Origin of the sequence: Alkalibacterium pelagium (assembly GCF_900109325.1) — a bacterium.
In the GTDB taxonomy this organism is placed as follows: domain Bacteria; phylum Bacillota; class Bacilli; order Lactobacillales; family Carnobacteriaceae_A; genus Alkalibacterium; species Alkalibacterium pelagium.
The window spans coordinates 29,084-50,035 of record NZ_FNZU01000012.1 but is presented as its reverse complement, the minus strand read 5'-3'; the positions used below and the strand labels follow the sequence as shown (position 1 = coordinate 50,035).

Genomic DNA, 20,952 nt, shown 5'->3' with positions numbered 1-20,952 from the left:
GTAAATCCCCCTCTATCATTTCCGTTTTTTTCCAGGCTTCTTGGTCTTTCTTCTTCCTTTGAAACGACCTTTGCCTTTATCTTTATCGTTCTTGCCTCTGTCTTCTTTTGAGCCACGACGAGGACCTTTTCCTTTTTTAGAACTGTCCTTTTTCTTGCGCCGTCTCGTTCTTCGAGGTTCATCAGGTTTCTTCGATTCATCTTCTTCAAGCTGAAAATCGATCTGATAATTATCTGTGTCGGCTCCGATGACTTTCACCTTGACAGCTTCCCCGATTCGGTACACTTTTCCGGTACGGGTACCAATCATGAGCATATCCCGTTCGTTGAATTCATAGTAGTCATCGTTCATGTTCGAGATGTGAACCAGTCCTTCGACCGAATTGGCCAGCTGGACAAACATCCCGAAATTAGTCACAGAAGTAACGACGCCTTCAAAGGTTTCGCCCATCTTGCTCTGCATGTATTCCGCTTTTTTCAGTTCATCTGTTTCACGTTCTGCATCTACTGCCCGTCTTTCAGTAACAGAACTGTGCTCAGCGATTTCCGGCAGCATTTCCTGCCAGCGTTTCTTCGCCTTTCCTGATTTATCCACTTCCGTATAGTAATGAATCAGACGGTGCAGGATCAGGTCAGGGTAACGTCTGATCGGTGAGGTAAAGTGCGAATAGTAGTCCGCAGCCAGACCATAGTGGCCAATCGGCTCCACATCATACTTAGCCTGCTGCATGGATCTCAGGAGCAGCATGCTGATGACGCCTTCTTCCGGCTTGCCTTTTACCTTGTCCAGAACATCCTGAAGCAGTTTTGGACTGATGTTTTCTTTCGTTGCTTTGACGTTGATTCCAAAGCTGGAAACGAATTCGATGAAACGCTGCATTTTTCCTTCGTCAGGGCGATCATGAACACGGTACAGGATAGGCAGATGCTGTTTGGCATAATGTTCAGATACCGTTTCATTTGCAGACAGCATGAACGATTCGATTAGGCGTTCACCGACACCACGTTCTCTAAGCAGGATATCGACTGGCATCCCCTGAGGGTCGACTTCGATTTTTGCTTCGCGTGTATCAAAGTCGATAGATCCTCTCTGTTCTCTTCTTTTTTCAAGAATGTTATGCAAGTCTTCCATCTGTTCAAGCATATCGACAATTTCAGAGTACTCTTCTCTACGCTGAGCATCCTTGTCCATAAGGATTTCATTTACCGCAGTGTAAGTCATGCGGTAATGAGAGTTGATGATACTTGGTGAGATCGTATAATCTACTACAGCTCCGTTTCTGTCGATTTCCATCTCACAGCTCAAGGTCAGACGATCGACATTCGGGTGCAGCGAGCAGATTCCATTTGAAAGACGCTGTGGCAGCATAGGAATGACACGATCGGTCAGATACACACTGGTACCTCGTTCAAAGGCTTCCCTGTCCATCGGGCTGCCTTCTGTGACGTAATGGCTGACATCTGCAATATGGACGCCCAGATAGTAATTGCCATTGTCCAGTTTCTTCACTTGGATCGCATCATCCAAGTCTTTCGCATCTGCTCCATCAATCGTAATGATCATTTCATCACGGAGGTCTTTTCTTCCTTCGGTGTCTTCTTCAGAAATCGTATCGGGTACGGATTCTGCTTCTTCAAGCACATCTTCTGGGAATTCTGATGGGATATTATACTTATGCACAATTGTCAGGATTTCAATACCCGGCTCATCTTTATGTCCGATAGTATTGGTGACAATCCCCTTCAGATCAGATCCTCCGGCAGTATCGGCATACTCGGTCAGTTCAACTTGAACAATGCTTCCCTCGACCGGGCGAATCCCTTTTGCTTCAATCTTGACTAGAACACTCGGCAGTTTCTGATTGTGAGGGGTAATGAAGCCATACAGGCCTAATTCTTTCACTTCGTCATCCGTATAAGGCTGGAATTCACCAAAGACGACGGTGGTCCCCCGTTCAATAATTTCAACGACTTTACCAGCTGGCCCTTTATCTTTCCACGGCATCGCTTCCTGAGTCACTTCTACTTTGACCAGATCGCCATTCAATGCAGAATTCGTTTCGGTTGGTGGAATAAAGATATCTGACTCGTATTCTTCAATCGTGACGAATCCGAATCCTCTATCGTTTCCACTGAAGCGTCCCTGCATAGCAGAAGAAGCCTGTTTCAGTTTGAATTTTCCGCTTGCAAGCAGGACGATTTTTTCTTCTCTTTCCAGTTCAGCAATAGCTTGGACCAGTTCCTTGAATGCATTGGATCCTGAACGACCCAGCCCTTCACTGATTTCATTGACTTCAACTGACTGGCCGTCCTGGTCATTCATAAATGTCAGGATCTGTTTCTTCAGTTCTTTTCTTGCTAATTCCTTGTCTTTTTCAGAACTCATTTAATCACTCCATTCTAAGGAAGACAGATAAGTCAGTACATCGATCTGTACTTCTTTTCCGATCTTTCCTGTTGTCAGTACATGCGGCGCGTCTTCATAAAAATGAAAATCGACATCCGCATTGACCAGGGCATCTTTAAATTTGACTGCAGACTGATCATTGATCATTTCGTCTTGTCCACCCTGTGCTATAAATAGTTTTTTGTTGAGCTGGTCATACTCTTTTTCCATATCAGCCACATGTGCATGGACCCCATCAAGTATGGCCTGCACTTTAACTTCAGCTGAAGTTTTCAATCCCGCAATTTCTTCTTTCGAATAGCCCGCCTGTTCTTTCATATTTTTATACCAGACCATGAAGTGCTCAGGCACGTTTGTATCATATTCAGATACAACCGGAGAAGCAAACGTCCCACCGCCTATGACGTCCTCGTTAAGCAGGAGATCAGTCGCTACGATTCCACCCAGAGACAAGCCCATGACTGCCACCTCGTCGTAGCCTTTGTCCTTAAGAAAGGCCAGCGCATCCTTCCCGTCCTGAACCCAGTCCTTGATCGAATAGTCAAACAAGTCGTCGGGATCATTAGTCCCGTGACCTGAAAATACTGGAGCATAGACGGTGTAGTCTGCCCGCTCCAGCGCACGTCCCAGACTCAGCATGTCTTTCGGGTTACTAGTGAACGCATGAAAGAGCAGAACTGCTCGTTTTCCACTTTCGTAAAATAATGATTTATCTTTCATAATATCCTCCTTAAGTCTCTTCTTCATTCTACCCTAATTTGGCACATTTTTGTACCAAAACACAATAAGATAAGCTTTAGAGGCAATAAAAAAGCACTCCTTCTAACCCGTATCCAATAAGCAGAGTGCTTACTGAGAAAACAGTTAACAGGAGTACTTAAGATTCACATTCATTTCAACTTAAAAGAATCGTGTCAATAAGAAGGACAGCACGAAGAATAAAATCAGACTGACGACTGTTGTCTTAATCAGTACTGCTTCGAATCCTCTGGCTTTTTGTTTACCGAATAATTGACTTGCTCCGCCCATGAAGGCATTGGATGCACTTTGAGTTTTTGTCGGTTGCATGGCAATAACAATGATAATGAATACAGATAAGATAAGCATAGCCGTTAACAGAATTTCATACATGAGTATAGACCTCCTTCTTACAAATCTCCTATTTTATAATATAACACACCCCGCTCACGTTTTCCAGTCCCTATTATGTCAGATCAGCATGCTTCAGCTGACTCATGGCCGTGAATTAGTGACGTTCGTTCTATAGATGCAGTGTCTATCACATGTATAAGACGCTGAAGGGCTAAGCCCTCCAGCGTCTTTTTTTGATCTGATTATTTGTCAGCTAAGTTGTAGAAAGCGTCAATACCTTCGTAAACAGCCAGGTCGCCTAACTGATCTTCGATTCTTAGTAGCTGGTTGTATTTTGCAATACGGTCAGTACGTGAAAGTGAACCAGTTTTGATTTGTCCAGCATTAAGTGCTACTGAGATGTCAGAAATTGTTGCATCTTCAGTTTCACCAGAACGGTGAGAGATAACAGCAGTGTATCCAGCTTTTTTAGCCATTTCGATCGCATTGAATGTTTCAGTCAATGTACCGATTTGGTTAACTTTGATCAGGATAGAGTTTCCAACACCGTTGTCGATTCCACGTTTAAGAATTTCAGTGTTAGTTACGAACAGGTCGTCTCCAACTAGTTGAACTTTGTCGCCTAGACGCTCAGTCAATAGTTTGAATCCGTCCCAGTCATTTTCATCCATACCATCTTCGATTGAGATGATTGGGTATTTGTTTACTAATTCTTCAAGGTAGTCTACTTGTTCTTCAGCGTTACGTTTCGCACCGTTTTCGCCTTCGAATTTAGCATAGTTGTAAACACCGTCTTCGTAGAATTCAGAAGCTGCACAGTCGAATCCTAGGAATACGTCTTTACCAGGCTCAAGTCCAACTTTCTTGATCGCTTCAAGAATTGTTTCTACTCCGTCTTCAGTTCCTTCGAACTTAGGAGCGAATCCACCTTCGTCACCAACAGATGTTTCAAGACCACGGTCTTTAAGGATCGCTTTAAGTGCGTGGAAGATTTCTGCTCCCCAACGTAAAGCTTCTTTGAATGTTGGTGCGCCAACTGGTAGGACCATGAACTCCTGGAATGCGATAGGTGCGTCAGAGTGAGATCCACCGTTAACGATGTTCATCATTGGAGTTGGCAATACTTTAGTGTTTGTTCCTCCAAGGTAACGATATAGTGGAAGGTCAAGGTAGTCTGCAGCAGCACGTGCAACAGCGATAGATACGCCTAAGATTGCGTTAGCTCCCAGTTTACCTTTGTTTGGAGTACCGTCAAGTTCGATCAACGCTTTGTCGATTCCCATCTGGTCACGTACGTCCATACCTATGATTGCGTCAGCGATCGTTTCGTTTACGTTGTCAACTGCTTTAGTCACACCTTTACCAAGGTAACGGTCTTTGTCTCCGTCACGTAGTTCAACGGCTTCGTGCTCACCAGTTGAAGCTCCTGAAGGAACCATACCGCGGCCGAATGCGCCTGATTCTGTAATGACTTCTACTTCGATTGTTGGGTTACCACGTGAATCAAGAACTTCGCGTGCAATAACGTCTGTAATAAATGGCATTTATTTTCTCTCCTTTAATTTTCCTCTTCCATTTCCTGGAAAAGGGTTGGTTAATTTATTTTAAATGTCCTAATAAAAGAACAGGTTAAAATCAGCAAGTTATTTCTGGATCAGGCTTTCGCCAGTCATTTCTTCCGGTTTATCAATACCTAAAAGATCAAGCATCGTTGGAGCCACGTCAGCTAGTTTACCGTCGCCTCTTAAAGTGACACCTTTTTTCGTCACGATGACTGGAACAGGGACTGTCGTGTGCGCTGTGTGCGGATTACCTTCAGGAGTCAGTTCAGTATCTGCATTCCCGTGGTCCGCAAAGATGATTGCTGTTCCGCCTTTTTCAAGGATAAGATCAACTACTCGGCCGAGGTTCTCATCTACAGCTTCGATTGCTTCAATCGTTTTATCCAGCATACCTGAGTGTCCAACCATATCCGGGTTGGCATAGTTCAGGATGATGGCATCATGCTTGTCGTTCTTGATATCTTCAACCAGTGCATCAGTGACTTCATAAGCACTCATTTCAGGTTTTAAGTCATACGTTTCCACCTGAGGTGATGGAATCAGGATACGTTTTTCTCCTGGGAACTCATCATTTGTTCCGCCATTCATGAAGAATGTCACGTGTGGGTATTTTTCCGTTTCAGCAATACGCAGCTGATTCAATCCATTATCAGACAATACTTGTCCGATCACGTTTTTCAGGAATACAGGCGGGAACATGATGTCCGCTGCCATATCAGAAGTATACTGAGTAAAGGTCACGAATTTGATGTTTGACGGCACGTTTCCACGATCGAATTCATCAAAGTCCGGTTCTGTAATCGCACGGGACAATTGTATCGCACGGTCAGGTCGGAAATTGAAGAATAGAATCGCATCATTATCGTTTACTGTCGCAACAGGTTTGCCATCCTTTTCAATCACGATCGGTTCAATGAATTCGTCCATTGTGTCGTTCGCATAACTGGCTTTTACGGCTTCTACCGGATCAGTCGCTTTCACACCTTCTCCGTGGAAGATCGCGTCATACGCACGTTTTACGCGTGGCCAGCGGGTATCTCTGTCCATCGCATAGAAACGACCAGAAATTGTTGCGATTTCACCGACACCTAGATCGTTAACGATAGTCTGAAGCTCGTCGATGAAGCGGGCAGCAGAATCTGGAGCGACGTCACGTCCATCCGTAAATGCATGAATGTAAACCTTGTCGACACCTTTCTTCTTAGCTGCTTCAACCAGAGCAGTCAGGTGCCGCTGGTGACTGTGAACGCCTCCGTCCGATACTAGACCGAACAGATGCAGCGCAGAATCGTTATCTTTTACATGATTGATCGCACCGTTGAAGGCTTCATTCGTTTCGAATTCACCGTCTTCAATCGCCTTGTCGATACGTGTGATGCTTTGGTAGACCACACGTCCGGCTCCGATATTGGTATGCCCAACTTCTGAGTTCCCCATCTGACCTTCCGGCAGCCCGACAGCAAGCCCTGAAGCCTGCATCGTGTTGTGCGGATACTCATTCCAGTAACGGTCGAAGTTTGGTTTCTCAGCTTGTGCTACGGCATTACCGTACTCTTCTTCTCTCCATCCGAATCCATCAAGGATAATGATGGCTACAGGTGCTTTGCTCATTTTATTCAGCCGCCTCCAGTAATTGCAGGAACGAATCTGCTTCCAGGCTTGCTCCGCCGACTAATGCACCATCGATATCCGGTTGTGCCATCAGTTCTTTGATGTTGGCAGGTTTAACTGATCCACCATATTGGATACGGACAGCATCTGCAACATCTTGTGAATACAAGTCAGCTACTGTACGACGAACAACTGAAATCGTATCGTTAGCATCTTCGGCTGTTGCCGTTTTACCCGTTCCGATAGCCCAGATTGGCTCATAAGCAATAACTAGATTGCTTACCTGATCAGCGCTTAATCCTTTAAGAGCAGCTTCTACTTGACCGGAAACCAGGTCGTTAGTCTGTCCTGCTTCTTTTTGCTCAAGTGTTTCACCCACACAGATGATTGGAACCATGTTGTGGTTGATCACTGCATGTGCTTTCTTGTTGATGTCTTCATCTGTTTCATGGAACAGTTCACGACGTTCAGAGTGACCGATGATCACATAAGCCGCTCCGATATCTTCAAGCGCTTTAGGGCTGATTTCACCAGTAAATGCGCCTTCGTCTTCAAAGTGACAGTTCTGTGCAGCAATTTTAAGATCAGTATCCACTGTTAGATCGATCAGGCTTTGAAGAAATAGACTCGGCGCGCCTATTACAGCGTCCACTTTGTCAGTTGAAGGGATGTTTCCTTTAACAGCATCGATGAACGTTGCCGCTTCAGTCGATGTCTTGTTCATTTTCCAGTTACCAGCGATAATTGGTTTACGCATTCTATCGTCCTTCTTTCCTATTGTGTAGTCCAGGGAAGTGTTCCTTACCTTTTGAATTACTCACCGTGAATGACCAGATCAGTTACTATACTCATCTGGTCAAACCGGCTTGTCTTGCTTTTATTAGATTATTTGTCTGAAATAGCTGCAATTCCTGGAAGTTCTTTACCTTCAAGATATTCCAGTGATGCTCCGCCACCTGTTGAGATGTGACTGAAGTCTTCTTCAAACCCAAGCTGCTGAGCAGCAGTCGCAGAGTCTCCGCCACCGATGATTGTTGTAGCATCTTCAAGTTTTGCCAGTGCTTCACAGACCTTGATTGTTCCTTGAGCGAAGTTGCTCATTTCGAATACACCCATTGGTCCGTTCCATACAACTGTTTTCGCATCTTTTAATTCATTTTCAAACAGTTCAACTGTTTTCGGTCCGATATCCAGACCCATCTTGCCTTCAGGAATGTTTTCTCCAACTGTTTCAGTTTCAACATCATTAGAGAATTCTGCAGCTACGATAGAATCAACAGGGAGGACAAGTTTATCTCCAGCTTTGTCGATCAGTTCTTTAGCTAAAGATACTTTATCTTCCTCAACTAATGAATTACCGATGTCATGACCTAAAGCTTTATAGAATGTATAAGTCATTCCCCCACCGACAAGAACTTTGTCAGCTTTAGCGATAAGGTTTTCGATAACGCCGATTTTATCTGAAACTTTAGCTCCACCTAAAATAGCAACGAATGGGCGCTTAGGCTCATCAACTGCTCCACCGATGAAGTTAATTTCTTTTTCGACCAGGAATCCGGCAGCTGATTCAAGGTTTGAAGCGATACCTACGTTTGATGCGTGAGCACGGTGAGCCGTACCAAATGCATCGTTTACGTAAACATCGCCGAGACCTGCCCAGTATTTACCTAATTCAGGATCGTTTTTGCTTTCTTTCTTACCGTCAACATCTTCAAAACGTGTGTTTTCAAACATCAGTACGTCACCGTCAGTTAGTTCAGCTACTGCGTTTTCAAGCTCTTCTCCACGAGTCTGAGCCACAAACTTCACATCTTTTCCGAGTAACTCACCTAGACGCTCTGCTACAGGTTTCATTGATAGACCCGCTTTGTCTTCTTCGGTCTTCACGCGCCCCAAGTGAGAAAAGACGATTACTTTTCCGCCTTGTTCAAGAATGTACTCCAGGGTTGGCAGTGCTGCCTGGATACGGTTGTCGTTTGAAATTTTTCCGTCCTTCATCGGTACGTTAAAATCAGCACGGACCAGTACTTTCTTGCCACTTAATTCTAAATCTTTAACTGTCTTCTTTGCCATGTGTAAAGTCCTACCTTTCTGTATGGAAAACTAACCCCGTTGACTCTGTTCCCTTTATTTCACAAAAAAAGGGGGAAGCGCGATCCCCTTTATTCGGTTTGAACAGTCCAATTTTTTGCTTGCGCATCAATCGTTGTGTCCTCCTAAATAATAGAGTATTAGCTCCCCCGCTTATTTATTACTTTACAATAGAGTTGTTTCTTTATTTAGATATTCGCTGAATATTAAAGGCTAGCGAAGTATTCTAAAGTAGCAACCATGTTTCCAGTGAATCCGTACTCGTTGTCATACCAAGCTACAGTCTTAACAAGTTGTCCGTCTTCGCTTTCCATGATTTTAGTTTGAGTTGCATCGAAGATTGATCCAGCAGGAACACCGATCACGTCAGAAGAAACGATTTCGTCTTCAGTGTAGATGTAAGCACTTGATGATGCTTTTTCCATTGCTGAGTTGATGTCTTCAACTGTAACGTCTTTTTTCAGTACAGAATAAAGTTCAACCATTGAACCAGTTACTGTTGGTACACGTACAGCAGTTCCGTCAATTAATCCGTTAACTTCTGGAATTACTTTACCAACTGCTTTAGCAGCTCCTGTTGAAGCTGGGATAGCATTTTGTGCACCTGCACGGTTTTTACGTCCGCCTGGTGAATCTTGTAGTTTTTGAGTTGAAGTGTAAGCGTGGATTGTGCTCATTAGTCCACGGCTGATTCCAAATTCACTGTTCAGTACGTTAACCATTGGTGCTAAGCAGTTTGTTGTACATGAAGCAGCAGATACGATTTGATCGTCAGAATTCAGTGTTTCGTGGTTTACACCGTAAACGATAGTTTTCAGATCACCTTTAGCTGGTGCAGAAATTAATACACGTTTAGCTCCAGCATCAACGTGTGCTTGAGAAGCTTCTTTAGATACGTAGAAACCAGTACATTCAAGTACAATATCGATTCCAAGGTCTGCCCATGGTAATTTAGCAGCATCTTTTTCTGCTAAAACTTTGATGTCTCTTCCGCCTACTACTAAAGAATCACCTTTAGCTTCAACGTCATGCGGGAAACGGCCTTGAGCTGTATCGTATTTTAGTAGATAAGCCAGGTCTTCGTTATCTGTCAAGTCGTTGATTGCGACTACTTCTAAATCTGTATCCATTTCTAACATACGACGAAGAGCTAAACGACCAATACGACCAAAACCATTAATTGCAACTTTTACTGACATAACTTGATTTCCTCCTTAGGAAATAAATATATTTTTATTTTAAAGGGTCTCCCCCATTTAAAATCTCATTAGCGGCTGCCTCATCCGTCACTAACCATGTGTGAGGAGGGACAGTTTTCATGTGAGCCTTAATTGCCTTCGCTTTTTCACGACCTCCGGCAACTGCGACCACATGAGGAATACTTGGTAATTTCGAGGACTGGAGTCCAATGCGGGACAACTTATAGACAATGTCACCTTCTTGATCGATGAATTCTCCAAACGCTTCAGCTACTGCTCCTTTATCGATGAGCTCTCTGAGCGTGTCTTCATCCATTCCTCTTCTCTGAGCCATTTCAAGAGCATTGCCGATGCTGTAGATAACCAGCGAGGCATTTTCCAGAATTTCCAGAGTTTCTTTGATTTCAGGTTCTTTCATCAGCAGCGAATAAGTTTCCATACGCACGTGTTCCGGTGCATATAAAGCTCTGCTCCTGCCACCGGTCTTTCTTGCCATATTTTCAGCAATGGCATTTGCCTGAATATCAACGGATTCACCCAGACCTCCGCGAGCCGGTACAAATAACAGATCCCTGTGCAGTCCGATTTGCTGACTCATGACTTCCGCCACTTCTAGCATCGTCGTGCCGCCCATAACTGCCACTGTACTCTGCCCTTCTGGTAAAAGAAAGTCGAGCACTTCAATTGAAGCTCTTGCCATGTCAATCAGACTGGATTCATCCTTGTCTGAATTGCCTATGACGATCGTGCAATGTTGGATGCCTAATGCATTAGCCAACCGTGTTTCCTTTTCTTGTGACTGAACGTGCTGCCCCATCAGTTCATCCAGCTGATAAAACACTGTGATGCCTGTCGGTGTGCATTCCATGCCCTGAGTAGATGTCTTGATCAGTCCCTGATTTCTCAGGACCTCGACTTCTTTACGCAGAACTCTCTCAGTAAAACCGAGCCGATCTGCCAAGGCACGTCTTCCGATGGGTGCTGATTTCTGAATATGGCTCAAAATATAGTAACGCCTCTTCAATACATGAAGCGTTCCGGGTGCTACTTTTTCAATAACTGACAGCATATTAAAACGGCACCTTCCCCGACACTATATTCGACCTGTTTACAGCAAGACAGCTAGTCTATCTTTCTTCGCCACGTACAAATACAGTGTAACAAGAAGCGGGGCAGATTTCAACCCATTAAATGAAATCGACGGGACAATTTACGTCCTATCAATATTCATTCGGTTCCCTGTCTTCATCTCTTTTCAGTTTAGATTCTATAATGCTTTTCAGTTCTTCTTCCGTAATATGCTCATCAAAAATATAATCTTCAATGAATACAGTTGGTACCAGCGTTACATTAGCCTTTTCTGCTTCTTCTACGACTGCCTTGGAGTGTGCCGAATTGTTTCGCTTCTCTGCTCCACGTTTAGACTTGGCATACTCCGCCACCTCTTCTTCGCCTAATCCGCCCCAGTCCTGCAGGTTTTCAAAATAATATTCAATATCTTTTCTAGCAGTCTCTTCATCTTCATAATTTATATGTGCATGAAGAACGTTGCCTTTCCTCAATCCGGGTTTTTCCTTGTCAAAAAGCTTGATGACTCGTTCGACTTTCCCGTCTTCCACATACTCATCAAGGACTGGTGTACCTTTTTCCCACCACTCTTTACAGTACGGACACTTGAGATTGAGAAACTCCACAACTTTAATGGGAGCTTCTCTGCTTCCTAAATGGAGCCCGCCATCGGTCGTTACAGAATCAGCATTTATTTTGCTTGTATCCATTCACTCACTCCCTTCAGATTTTCCCTACTCTCTACAGTATACTCTTGTGAAAAAGTCTTGGCTAGTCATAAGCATTGCACGAAAACCCTTGTTAAATCACTGTAAAACAGCTACCGGATTAGTGTTAGTTTAACTCTCTGTTTGTGTATGAATCAAAAAAAGACTCCGAACGATCTGTTCAGAGTCTTCTAATCGTTATTTGTTTGTAAGGTCAGCAGAGCTGTCCATGATCTCGTCTACTAGTCCGTATTCTTTAGCCTCATCGGCTGTCATGAAGAAATCACGGTCAGTGTCACGTTCAATAACTTCCATATCCTGACCAGTACGCTCAACCAGGATTTTGTTCAAGCGGTCACGCGTTCTCAAGATGTGTTTAGCAGCAATTTCAATTTCAGTTGCCTGACCTTGAGCTCCACCTAATGGCTGGTGAATCATGACTTCAGCATTTGGTAAAGCAAATCGTTTCCCTTTTTCACCGGCAGCCAGCAGGAAGCTTCCCATTGATGCAGCCAGTCCGATAGCGATCGTCTGAACGTCTGCTTTAATGAAGTTCATTGTATCGTAGATGGCAAGTCCCGCAGTTACACTTCCACCTGGAGAGTTAATGTACAGGTAGATATCTTTTTCAGGATCCTGAGCATCCAAAAACAAAAGCTGAGCAATAACAGAGTTTGCCACCTGATCGTCAATGCCTCCACCAAGCATGATGATGCGGTCTTTCAACAGACGTGAATAAATGTCATACGCACGTTCACCACGTGGTGACTGTTCAATAACTGTAGGTACTAAATTCATGTAACTTCCTCCTATAATTCAATTCTCAATTAGTGTAGCATACTTCATTACTATAATGAATCTAAAAAGATTATACACCAAAGGTCAGGGAAGGTCAAACGATGAGTTTGTGTGAACTATTTAATTTAAATATAAAAAGTACCCACTCTCTTTAGAACGGGTACTTGATCATACTTTTATAGACTTTCTTTATTCCGCACTGATCAGTTCAAGTGGTGCGCCGATTTCTTCATCGATCGTACCGCCTGAGAAGTAGTCGTAGACCGTGTCTACAGCAATCGTTCCCATTTCATAAGGTTGCTGTGCAATAGTTGCGTCCAGTCGACCGGCTTCGATTTCTGCCAGCGCATCATCGTTTCCATCGAATCCGACGACAATGACATCAGTCATACCGGCTGCTTCCAGTGCTTCTAACGCACCTAGAGCCATTTCATCGTTTTGAGCAAAAACGGCTTCGATATCTGAATAGGACTGGATAATATTTTCCATTACAGTCAGACCTTCAGATCTGTTGAAGTTTGCTGACTGGCTTTCCACAACATTTAGTCTATCATTTGCTACATTCATGAATCCTTCTCCACGCTCGTTTGTTGCAGATGCGCCAGGGACACCTTCCAGCTGAACAACATCAGCATCTTCTCCAACGAGATCTATAATGAATTCAGCTGCCATTTCGCCACCTTCAACGTTATCTGAAGCGATGAAGGTCAGGACATCTCCGCCTTCACTGGAACGGTCGATTGTGATCACTGGAATCCCAGCGGAGTTAGCTGACTCAATGGCTGGTGTAATCGCATCAGAGTCTACCGGGTTGATCAGTAAAATATCTACGCCTTGCTGAATGAGGTCGTCTATGCCATTGATCTGAGTTGCTGTATCATCTTGTGCGTCTACAGAACGGACAGTTGATCCGTTCTCTTCAGCTGCTTCAACCACGCCCCGCTGCAGATCTCCGAAGAAAGGATTGTTCAAGGTTGAGATAGACAGACCGATCGTAATGTCTTCAGCCGCCAGTTCTTCCACTTCCCCGTCGTCTCCTGACTGATCTCCTTCAAGCGTTGCTGCTCCGCATGCACTTAGTGCCAGAACTGCTGATAGTGAGAGTAATCCGATATATTTTTTCATTGTAATTCCTCCATTTTGTGTTTTCTTATTTTTTTCTATCCAATAATACCGCAATGATGATGACGACTCCTCGAACCACTTGCTGGTAGAAACTTGAAACCCCAAGCAAGTTCAGTCCGTTGTTCAATGTTCCGATAATCAGTGCACCAATCAGTGTACCGACGATCCGTCCTTTACCGCCTGCGAGACTTGTTCCGCCAATAACGACTGCCGCAATAGCATCCAGTTCATAGGCCGTTCCTGCCGTTGGTTGTGCTGAATTCAGACGTGAAGTCAGAATCAGTCCAGCCAAGGCTGACATCATACCTGAAATCGCATAGACCATAGTTTTCACACGATCTGATTTGATCCCGGCAATGTAAGCCGCCTGCTCGTTTCCTCCGATAGCAAATGTCTTACGTCCGAATGTCATCTTGTGAAGGATGACAAACAGAATAATGAAAGCAGCTGTTGTAATGATCACCGGGAAAGGAATACCGAACAGATAGCCTCTTCCAAAGAACTGGAAGGCAAATCCGCCGCCGAACCCAGTAATCGGGTTTCCTTCTGTGTAAACGAGAGTCAGGCCTCTGTATATAGTCATTGTTGCCAGCGTTCCAATAAATGGGGCCACATTCCCTTTAGTAATGAGCAGCCCATTAATCATACCCAGGAAAGCTCCGATAAGCAGTCCAGATACTATGGCAAGAACTGGCGGGACACCGATGGCTATGATCCCGGCTGTCAGTGCACTGGACAAAGCCAAGGTCGACCCAACCGACAAGTCGATCCCTCCAGTGATAATGACAAATGTCATACCAAAGGCAATTAGAGCATTGACCGATACCTGTCTGAGTAGGTTCAGCAGGTTTGCCGGCCTGATAAAGTTGACATTCAGTACCGTCACGATAAGCATAAGCACGATCAGTGCAATCAGCGGACCCAGTTTCCTGTACAATTCACTTCGTCTTTCCTTTTTTCTAGTTACTGCTGCATTTTTAGTTTCCATTATTCTCCTCCTGTAGCCAGAGTCATGATGCGTTCTTCAGATAAATCCTCACGCTTCAGTTCTCCTGAAATAGTTCCTTCGTGGACGACCAGTACACGATTGCTGACGCCGATCACTTCCGGCAGGTCGCTTGAAACCATAATAATTCCGACACCGCGTTCCGCAAGTTCTTTCATTAAATTATAGATTTCACGCTTGGCTCCGACGTCTACGCCTCTAGTCGGCTCATCAAGTATCAGTACACGTGAACCGGCTCCGATCCATTTAGCCAGAACTACTTTCTGCTGATTCCCTCCGGAAAGGGCGCCGACCGGCAGTTCCATATGAGCAGTCTTGACGGTCAGTCTCTTGATCAGCAGATCGACAAATTCTTCCTCTTCCTTGTCATTGATCCAGCCTCCTTTTGAGAATTCTTCGAAGGCAGTCATGCTGATATTATCTCTTACAGAAAAATCAAGAATCAGTCCTTCAGACTTTCTGTCTTCGGTCAGAAAGCCAATCCCTCTTTTAACGGCATCATTCGGTGTGCTGATATCGATTTTTTCACCATCAAGATAAATATCTCCACTGTCAATTTTGTCTATCCCAAAGATCCCTCGCATGATTTCTGTCCGCCCGGCACCCATCAGTCCGGAAAAGCCAAGTATTTCTCCAGAATGTAAGGTAAAGGAGATGTCCTCATAATCAGGGAGGTGAGTCAAGTTGCGCACTTCAAGTACCGCTTCTCCTTGAGCATTATCCATTTCAGGATAATAGTCTTCCAGATCCCGTCCAACCATGTGTCTGACAATCTCGTCATAGCTGGTGTCCTTTGTATCTTTCGTACTAATGGACACCCCGTCTCTCATGACCGTTACGCGATCACTTATTTCAAAAATTTCTTCCATCCGGTGCGAAATGTAAACCAGAGACACGTCCTTCTTCTGAAGCTGTCTGATGATCTTGAACAGAGTACGAATCTCTCTGTCAGTCAATGCCGCTGTCGGTTCATCCATAATGATCACTTCTGCATCGTTCAAAAGTGTCTTGGCGATTTCAACCAGCTGCTGCTGTCCGACACTCAAAGTTTTCATCGTTCGGTCAAAAGAAATATCGATTCCAAGTTCACCAAAAACCGACTTCGCTTTCTTTTCCATTTCTTTTGTCTGGACCCAGCCTAGTTTATTCTTAATTTCTTTCCCCATAAACATGTTCTCAAGTACAGTCATATCCGGCCAGGTGATCATTTCCTGATGGATAAAACTCACACCATTTTCTTCCGCTTCTTTCGGATTGGCGTATAATCTTTCTTCATCATTTATAAGGACTTTTCCACTATCTTTTTTGTGCAGACCTGTCAGAATGTTCATAAGGGTCGATTTTCCTGCACCATTTTCTCCCATCAAGGCATGAACCTCTCCTGAATGAAGGCTGAAGTCGACCCCTCTAAGCACCTTATTTTCACCGAACGATTTTGTGATCCCTTTCATTTCAACATGCACAATAATTCCCTCCTAAAAAAGTACGCCTGCCTGTAAAATCACATTTGCGTACGGGGTGATTTCTCCTGTCCTGATAATCGCTTTGGCCTTGGCTGACCGCTTCTTGAACGCTTCGTGTGTCAGATAAGAAGTCCCGGCTCCTTCCTTCTCCATCCTACTTATGATTTGCTCGTGGACCGCCTGGTTCTTTTCCCTTATTTCTTCAGCAAGTATAATGTGTTCAACTTTCATATCGTTTACGACTGCATCCATCACATCCATAAATCCGGGTGTGCCCATCGTCAATGCGAGGTCGATTTTTCTGACCCCCTCCGGTATCGGCAGGCCGCAGTCCGCAATGATTAGTTCATCCGTGTGTCCTAAATCAGCCAGCACTTTACTTATTTCGCTATTTAAGATCCCATTTTTTTTCAAAATCCTCATGCTCCTTCATCTGTTCTAATGTTGGTGCTCCTGTCTGAGCGCCCGCTTTCTGAATCGACAGACCAGCTGCTATATTGCCGAATCGGATGCTGTCATGAAGATTCAGGCCGGATGCATATGCAAAGGCAAATGCACCATTGAAAGTATCCCCTGCTCCTGTGGTATCTACAACCTGTTCTACTTTTATCGATGGAATGCGTTGAATCCCCTGTCCATCATGATAAACAGCTCCACTGCTACCCAAGGTAACAATCAGTTTATTCGGATACTTTGCGAGCACAGTTTCAATATCTTCCCCCGGAAACAGGAATGAACATTCGGTTTCGTTAGGGGTCAGGAACGTGACCTGGTCAATAAGTGACGAATGTAGTTCCCGGGCCGGGGCAGGATTCAGAAGCAAAGGAATTCCTATCTCGTTGCATCGTCTAATCAAATGTTCGACGGTATCGACTGGCGTTTCGTTCTGAACCAGTACCAGATCACTGTTCTGGAAGACTTTTTCTTCTTCAATGACTCGGTCGAGCATCTCTGGCATATAGGCCCCGTTTGCACCTGGAACATATATGATTGAATTATCTCCATCAACAAGCGTGATGAACGCTGACCCAGAGGAATGTGTAACCCGTTCCACATTGTTTACATTTATGCCATTTTCTTCAAGGTTCTTAAGTAATTCGCTTCCGAATGTGTCTCTACCAACTGCTCCCAGCATAGTCGTTTCAGCACCTAAGCGGGCACTTGCCACAGCCTGATTGGCACCTTTCCCGCCAAAGCTGGTACTGAACGCTTTTCCCTCTACTGTCTCTCCCATGACCGGACGTTTCTCTGTCTCTACTACAAAATCAGTTGATATACTACCTATTACTGTTATCTTTGCCATACGATCTATCTCCTTCTATCTTAATGAATCTCTTCTGATCAGCTCAGGCTTCAATTTCACTTTCTTATCGATGATTACTTTTTTCTCAATCAGATTGACGAGCATTTCAGCTCCTTTAAAACCCACTTCATATGCCGGCTGAGCTATGGTGGTCAGCCCGGGATACATTAGTCTGCTGAAAAGCATGTCATCATAACCGATGATCTGAATATCTTCCGGTATCCTGTATTTTCGTTTGATTGCTTCTTTCATCACTGCCAGAGCATACACGTCATTACTCGCAATGACACTGTCGAATGACTTGAATGTATCAAAAAGCCTCTGAGCTGTTTCCTCTGCTCTGTCCACTTGAAAGGTTTCAGTTTCAAAAACTCTGTAACTTGCCCCTGCAGCGTTTAGAACTGACAAAGCCCCTGACAGACGGTCATTCGCTCCTGAAACATGCCTTGGACCCGCCATGACGATGATATTCTGTCCTCTCGACTCGAGGATAGCCTGACCAGCGAGCTTTCCGCCAAGTCGGTCATCCGTTGAAATAGAATAGTTCTCTTCTTCCAAAGCTCTGTCAAGAAGGACATAAGGAACACGGTCATTATTCTTTCTTTTTCCTGATGCAGCGGAGAGGACTCCGCTGATGTTATATTGAGAGAAAAATTTTACATACATGTCTTCTTTATCTGCATTGTCTTCCACATTTCCTAATATGACCATGTAGCCGTTCTGCTGAGCATAATCTTCTACACCTTTAGCCAGCAGTGGAAAATACGGGTTAGAGATGTCGGGCAATAGCAGACCGATCATCTTGGAGCTTTTCTGATAAAGTGAGCGCGCCACTTCGTTAGGATAGTACCCCAGTACTTTGATCGCTTCTTCCACTTTTCTTCTCGATTCCTTACCCACGTATCCGCTGTCATTTAATGTACGCGAGACAGTTGCGACGGAAACGCCGGCATATTCTGCTACTTGTTTGATCGTTACCATTTTCTCACCCTCAATCTGTAACCGATTACACATTTAGTTTACCATCTCATTTTTTATTGTCAATAGAAAACGCTTTTCTTTTTTTATTTTTCTCTTTACTGATCCATTTAGTGCATTGTTTAGCTAACATTAAGGGTATTTTTGTTTCACTATATGATCAGATGATTCCACAAAAACTCAGGCAGTCTGTTATACTTGAACACATATCATACTTAGGAGGACTAATATTGCGCTTTTTACAAGGATTTTCATTAAGAAGAACGAAAATCAGCGATCAGATTCTGATGTGGCTGGTCTCACCTATTATTTTCCCTTTCATTACCTCCATTTTGTTCGGTCTTATATTTGGTTTAATGAACGCTCATCTGTCACAGGAGGAACTGCTTCAGTCATTCGTGCAGCTGGAAGGGGTCATGACCTTCATTGCTTTTGCAGGAGGTCTCGTCCTGTCGGTCATCATTATTTATGCGAAGAAAATCCCACTGATGAACAGAAAACGCCTGACCCGAAATGAATGGACAATCCTTCCTGGTCTGACTGGTGAAGACTGGAAGTTTCTTGCCTGGTATGTACCGGTCGGATACGTTCTGTTCAATATAGGCGGCTCAGTCCTTGAGTACATAGTCGGTGACGGACAGCTCGTCAATCAGGAAGCGATTGAAGCAATGGCAACTGATACACCGATATGGATGCTGTTCATCACTATAGTGATCGCCGCTCCACTGGTTGAGGAATGGCTCTTTCGAGGAATCATCTTTTTCCGCAAAGAACACAATGACGTCAGCTGGCTGACTCTGATCATTACATCTGTATTGTTCGGACTTGTCCATGTCCCTACATCAATAGTGGCAGTATATACTTATGTCGGCATGGGTCTGCTGTTCGGCTATGCAGCCAAGCGGACCCGTTCAGTTGAAGCCGCTATTTTCTTCCACTTTATCAATAACTTTATCGGCTTTCTTGTCCTGATCTCACTTTAGAATAAATACAGGTCTTAGGACATGTTAAAAGACAGCTCTTCTCTAGGGGGAGCTGTCTTTTTTTATCTAATCCTGTTCTCCCTGGACCTTCTTCTTGCTTGCTTCATAGGCCTGAATGGCGAGTTCTCTGCTTCGCTTATGGTTGACAATCGGCTCAGGATAATCTTCCCCAATTGTGATCCCATATTTTTTCTGTTCTTCTTTTGTAAGTGTTGAGGGCTCGTGTATTTTTTTCGTATCGATGGTTTTCAGTTCCGGGACGTACAGGCGGATAAAATCTCCCTTCTTATCAAAGCGTTCGGACTGAGTCGTGGGGTTGAAAATTCTGAAGTAAGGCACCCCGTCTGTTCCTGTTGATGCAGCCCACTGCCATCCTCCGATGTTACTGCAGGGGTCATAATCCACCAGATGGGTCTGGAAGTATTTCTCTCCCCAGCGCCAGTCAATCAGCAGGTCTTTTGTCAGAAATGAAGCGGTAATCATTCTCAGCCGATTATGCATCCATCCTTTCTGCTTGAGCTGACGCATAGCCGCATCCACGATTGGAAACCCTGTTCTGCCTTCTTTCCATTTTTCGAAATTTTCTTCATTGTTGTCCCACTCTACCCTGCTGAAGTTTTCATCCACTTCTTTTTCTTTCTGATCAGGGTAGGCATAGTAGACCATGTTGTAGAAATCACGCCAGGCCAGTTCCTGAATAAAGGTTTCTTTTCCTTTTGAGTCAGGCGCTGCCTTTATTTTTGAATAGACTGTACGTGCCGATATTTCTCCAGCCCTTAAATGGTGAGACATTCGACTCGTGCCATCCTTCAAGGGATAATCTCGTGCTTCCTTATACTCACTCAGTTTCTCTTCGATGAAGTCGTCAAGTTTCTGGTGAGCGGCTTTGTTTCCCTGCTCCAGCTCTTCAACCTTGGACTGACTATTTATCTTGACTTGTTCATTGAAAAATTTGTAGAACCGCTCGTGATGATCATTAAATTCAGATGATGAAACCAGTTTATCTTTCTGAAAATCAACGGTCACCGGATCAGGCTTCCGCTTTTCTTTCCATTGCCTGAAGTAAGGAGTAAACACTTTGTACAAGGTATCAGACTTTGTTTTTATTTCAGTAGCATAATGGATATGGTGGTCAAAGAATCCATGTGCATTGATGTCGTGTTCTTTGAAAAACTGGGCCATCTTCTTATCTCTCTGAAGTCCATAACCTTTTTCGTCTCTGTTAATAAACACATCTGACCACTCAGGGAACGTCTCTTTCAGCTCCTGAAAACAGTCTTCAATGTCACCAAACAGAATATGTAACTTTCCACCTTGCTCTTTAATTGATGCCTCAAGTATCTTTACACTATTAAAAAAGCTGACTTGATTCGTTGCGCCGTCCTCCAGGAACTGTTCTGGATTGACATGAAAAAGCAGGATCAGCTGATCCGATTCTTCAAAGGCGTGTTTCAGTGCTGTATTGTCTTCCAGTCGTAAATCTCTTCTAAACCACATAACTGAGGTCATCTCTACCCCTCCTGTAAAATTCAAATTGTTATTTATTAGTTTAACATAGTC

19 protein-coding genes are annotated in these 20,952 nt (G+C 44.1%); 1 reads left to right on the top strand and 18 read right to left on the bottom strand.

From position 1 onward, the window contains the following. Positions 1-15: 15 nt before the first annotated feature. The 17 genes from rnr to BMX79_RS09645 all read right to left on the bottom strand — a co-directional run bounded on the left by rnr (position 16) and on the right by BMX79_RS09645 (position 18,412). Positions 16-2,385: a ribonuclease R gene (gene rnr / locus BMX79_RS09725; protein WP_091482143.1), complete on the bottom strand. Its 2,370-nt coding sequence runs from the start codon at positions 2,383-2,385 to the stop codon at positions 16-18. Beyond that, a complete protein-coding gene (locus tag BMX79_RS09720) occupies positions 2,386-3,126 on the bottom strand; it encodes an alpha/beta hydrolase (protein WP_170231022.1) in 741 nt (246 codons plus the stop codon). A gap of 180 nt (positions 3,127-3,306) precedes the next feature. Then, the gene (secG, locus tag BMX79_RS09715; protein WP_091268346.1) at positions 3,307-3,537 is read right to left on the bottom strand and encodes a preprotein translocase subunit SecG; all 231 of its coding nucleotides are present in this window, start codon (positions 3,535-3,537) and stop codon (positions 3,307-3,309) included. Between the two features lie 203 nt (positions 3,538-3,740). After that, positions 3,741-5,042: a phosphopyruvate hydratase gene (gene eno, locus BMX79_RS09710; RefSeq protein ID WP_091482138.1), complete on the bottom strand. Its 1,302-nt coding sequence runs from the start codon at positions 5,040-5,042 to the stop codon at positions 3,741-3,743. Positions 5,043-5,141: 99 nt separating this feature from the next. Next, positions 5,142-6,671, bottom strand: a complete 1,530-nt coding sequence (gene gpmI, locus BMX79_RS09705) for a 2,3-bisphosphoglycerate-independent phosphoglycerate mutase (RefSeq protein ID WP_091482136.1) — start codon at positions 6,669-6,671, stop codon at positions 5,142-5,144. Between the two features lies 1 nt (position 6,672). Continuing rightward, positions 6,673-7,428: a triose-phosphate isomerase gene (gene tpiA / locus BMX79_RS09700; protein ID WP_091482134.1), complete on the bottom strand. Its 756-nt coding sequence runs from the start codon at positions 7,426-7,428 to the stop codon at positions 6,673-6,675. A gap of 128 nt (positions 7,429-7,556) precedes the next feature. Further along, entirely contained in the window at positions 7,557-8,744 is a 1,188-nt protein-coding gene (locus tag BMX79_RS09695; RefSeq protein ID WP_091482131.1) for a phosphoglycerate kinase, read from the bottom strand. Positions 8,745-8,968: 224 nt separating this feature from the next. Next, positions 8,969-9,961 (bottom strand): type I glyceraldehyde-3-phosphate dehydrogenase, encoded by a 993-nt coding sequence (gap, locus tag BMX79_RS09690; RefSeq protein WP_091482128.1) that lies wholly within the window; start codon positions 9,959-9,961, stop codon positions 8,969-8,971. Between the two features lie 34 nt (positions 9,962-9,995). Further along, positions 9,996-11,030 carry a sugar-binding transcriptional regulator gene (locus BMX79_RS09685; RefSeq protein WP_091482125.1) on the bottom strand — a complete coding sequence of 345 codons (1,035 nt, stop codon included), beginning with the start codon at positions 11,028-11,030 and terminating at the stop codon, positions 9,996-9,998. Positions 11,031-11,181: 151 nt separating this feature from the next. Further along, a complete protein-coding gene (locus tag BMX79_RS09680) occupies positions 11,182-11,739 on the bottom strand; it encodes a thioredoxin domain-containing protein (RefSeq protein WP_091482123.1) in 558 nt (185 codons plus the stop codon). A gap of 195 nt (positions 11,740-11,934) precedes the next feature. Beyond that, positions 11,935-12,534, bottom strand: coding sequence for an ATP-dependent Clp endopeptidase proteolytic subunit ClpP (clpP, locus tag BMX79_RS09675; RefSeq protein WP_091482120.1), 600 nt, complete (start codon positions 12,532-12,534; stop codon positions 11,935-11,937). 189 nt (positions 12,535-12,723) lie between these two features. Next, positions 12,724-13,659 carry a D-ribose ABC transporter substrate-binding protein gene (locus BMX79_RS09670; protein WP_091482118.1) on the bottom strand — a complete coding sequence of 312 codons (936 nt, stop codon included), beginning with the start codon at positions 13,657-13,659 and terminating at the stop codon, positions 12,724-12,726. Between the two features lie 25 nt (positions 13,660-13,684). After that, positions 13,685-14,647 carry an ABC transporter permease subunit gene (locus tag BMX79_RS09665; RefSeq protein WP_091482116.1) on the bottom strand — a complete coding sequence of 321 codons (963 nt, stop codon included), beginning with the start codon at positions 14,645-14,647 and terminating at the stop codon, positions 13,685-13,687. Further along, positions 14,647-16,128, bottom strand: coding sequence for a sugar ABC transporter ATP-binding protein (locus tag BMX79_RS09660; protein WP_091482113.1), 1,482 nt, complete (start codon positions 16,126-16,128; stop codon positions 14,647-14,649). The genes BMX79_RS09665 and BMX79_RS09660 overlap by 1 nt, the downstream gene beginning before the upstream one ends. A gap of 12 nt (positions 16,129-16,140) precedes the next feature. After that, positions 16,141-16,551: a D-ribose pyranase gene (gene rbsD / locus BMX79_RS09655; RefSeq protein ID WP_371862078.1), complete on the bottom strand. Its 411-nt coding sequence runs from the start codon at positions 16,549-16,551 to the stop codon at positions 16,141-16,143. Then, the gene (rbsK, locus tag BMX79_RS09650) at positions 16,517-17,431 is read right to left on the bottom strand and encodes a ribokinase (protein WP_091482108.1); all 915 of its coding nucleotides are present in this window, start codon (positions 17,429-17,431) and stop codon (positions 16,517-16,519) included. Before rbsK ends, rbsD begins: the two co-directional genes overlap by 35 nt. A 15-nt stretch (positions 17,432-17,446) precedes the next feature. Beyond that, a complete protein-coding gene (locus BMX79_RS09645; protein ID WP_091482106.1) occupies positions 17,447-18,412 on the bottom strand; it encodes a LacI family DNA-binding transcriptional regulator in 966 nt (321 codons plus the stop codon). Positions 18,413-18,639: 227 nt separating this feature from the next. On the opposite strand from BMX79_RS09645, the gene BMX79_RS09640 reads away from it, so the two are divergent. Further along, complete coding sequence (locus BMX79_RS09640) at positions 18,640-19,392, top strand: CPBP family intramembrane glutamic endopeptidase (RefSeq protein ID WP_170231021.1); 753 nt, start codon at positions 18,640-18,642, stop codon at positions 19,390-19,392. 66 nt (positions 19,393-19,458) lie between these two features. Here BMX79_RS09640 and BMX79_RS09635 read toward each other — a convergent pair whose 3' ends face one another. Beyond that, positions 19,459-20,901: a cryptochrome/photolyase family protein gene (locus BMX79_RS09635; RefSeq protein WP_091482102.1), complete on the bottom strand. Its 1,443-nt coding sequence runs from the start codon at positions 20,899-20,901 to the stop codon at positions 19,459-19,461. Positions 20,902-20,952 lie beyond the last annotated feature (51 nt).

Bases quoted from the DNA above. Each gene is read 5' to 3' on its own strand.
- gap (WP_091482128.1), bottom strand. From the start codon at position 9,961: ATGTCAGTAAAAGTTGCAATTAATGGTTTTGGTCGTATTGGTCGTTTA.
- BMX79_RS09680 (WP_091482123.1), bottom strand. From the start codon at position 11,739: ATGGATACAAGCAAAATAAATGCTGATTCTGTAACGACCGATGGCGGG.
- BMX79_RS09695 (WP_091482131.1), bottom strand. From the start codon at position 8,744: ATGGCAAAGAAGACAGTTAAAGATTTAGAATTAAGTGGCAAGAAAGTA.
- rnr (WP_091482143.1), bottom strand. From the start codon at position 2,385: ATGAGTTCTGAAAAAGACAAGGAATTAGCAAGAAAAGAACTGAAGAAA.
- BMX79_RS09665 (WP_091482116.1), bottom strand. From the start codon at position 14,647: ATGGAAACTAAAAATGCAGCAGTAACTAGAAAAAAGGAAAGACGAAGT.
- BMX79_RS09685 (WP_091482125.1), bottom strand. From the start codon at position 11,030: ATGCTGTCAGTTATTGAAAAAGTAGCACCCGGAACGCTTCATGTATTG.
- rbsK (WP_091482108.1), bottom strand. From the start codon at position 17,431: ATGGCAAAGATAACAGTAATAGGTAGTATATCAACTGATTTTGTAGTA.
- gpmI (WP_091482136.1), bottom strand. From the start codon at position 6,671: ATGAGCAAAGCACCTGTAGCCATCATTATCCTTGATGGATTCGGATGG.
- BMX79_RS09720 (WP_170231022.1), bottom strand. From the start codon at position 3,126: ATGAAAGATAAATCATTATTTTACGAAAGTGGAAAACGAGCAGTTCTG.
- clpP (WP_091482120.1), bottom strand. From the start codon at position 12,534: ATGAATTTAGTACCTACAGTTATTGAACAGTCACCACGTGGTGAACGT.
- BMX79_RS09635 (WP_091482102.1), bottom strand. From the start codon at position 20,901: ATGACCTCAGTTATGTGGTTTAGAAGAGATTTACGACTGGAAGACAAT.
- BMX79_RS09645 (WP_091482106.1), bottom strand. From the start codon at position 18,412: ATGGTAACGATCAAACAAGTAGCAGAATATGCCGGCGTTTCCGTCGCA.
- BMX79_RS09670 (WP_091482118.1), bottom strand. From the start codon at position 13,659: ATGAAAAAATATATCGGATTACTCTCACTATCAGCAGTTCTGGCACTA.
- secG (WP_091268346.1), bottom strand. From the start codon at position 3,537: ATGTATGAAATTCTGTTAACGGCTATGCTTATCTTATCTGTATTCATT.
- eno (WP_091482138.1), bottom strand. From the start codon at position 5,042: ATGCCATTTATTACAGACGTTATTGCACGCGAAGTTCTTGATTCACGT.
- rbsD (WP_371862078.1), bottom strand. From the start codon at position 16,551: ATGAGGATTTTGAAAAAAAATGGGATCTTAAATAGCGAAATAAGTAAA.
- tpiA (WP_091482134.1), bottom strand. From the start codon at position 7,428: ATGCGTAAACCAATTATCGCTGGTAACTGGAAAATGAACAAGACATCG.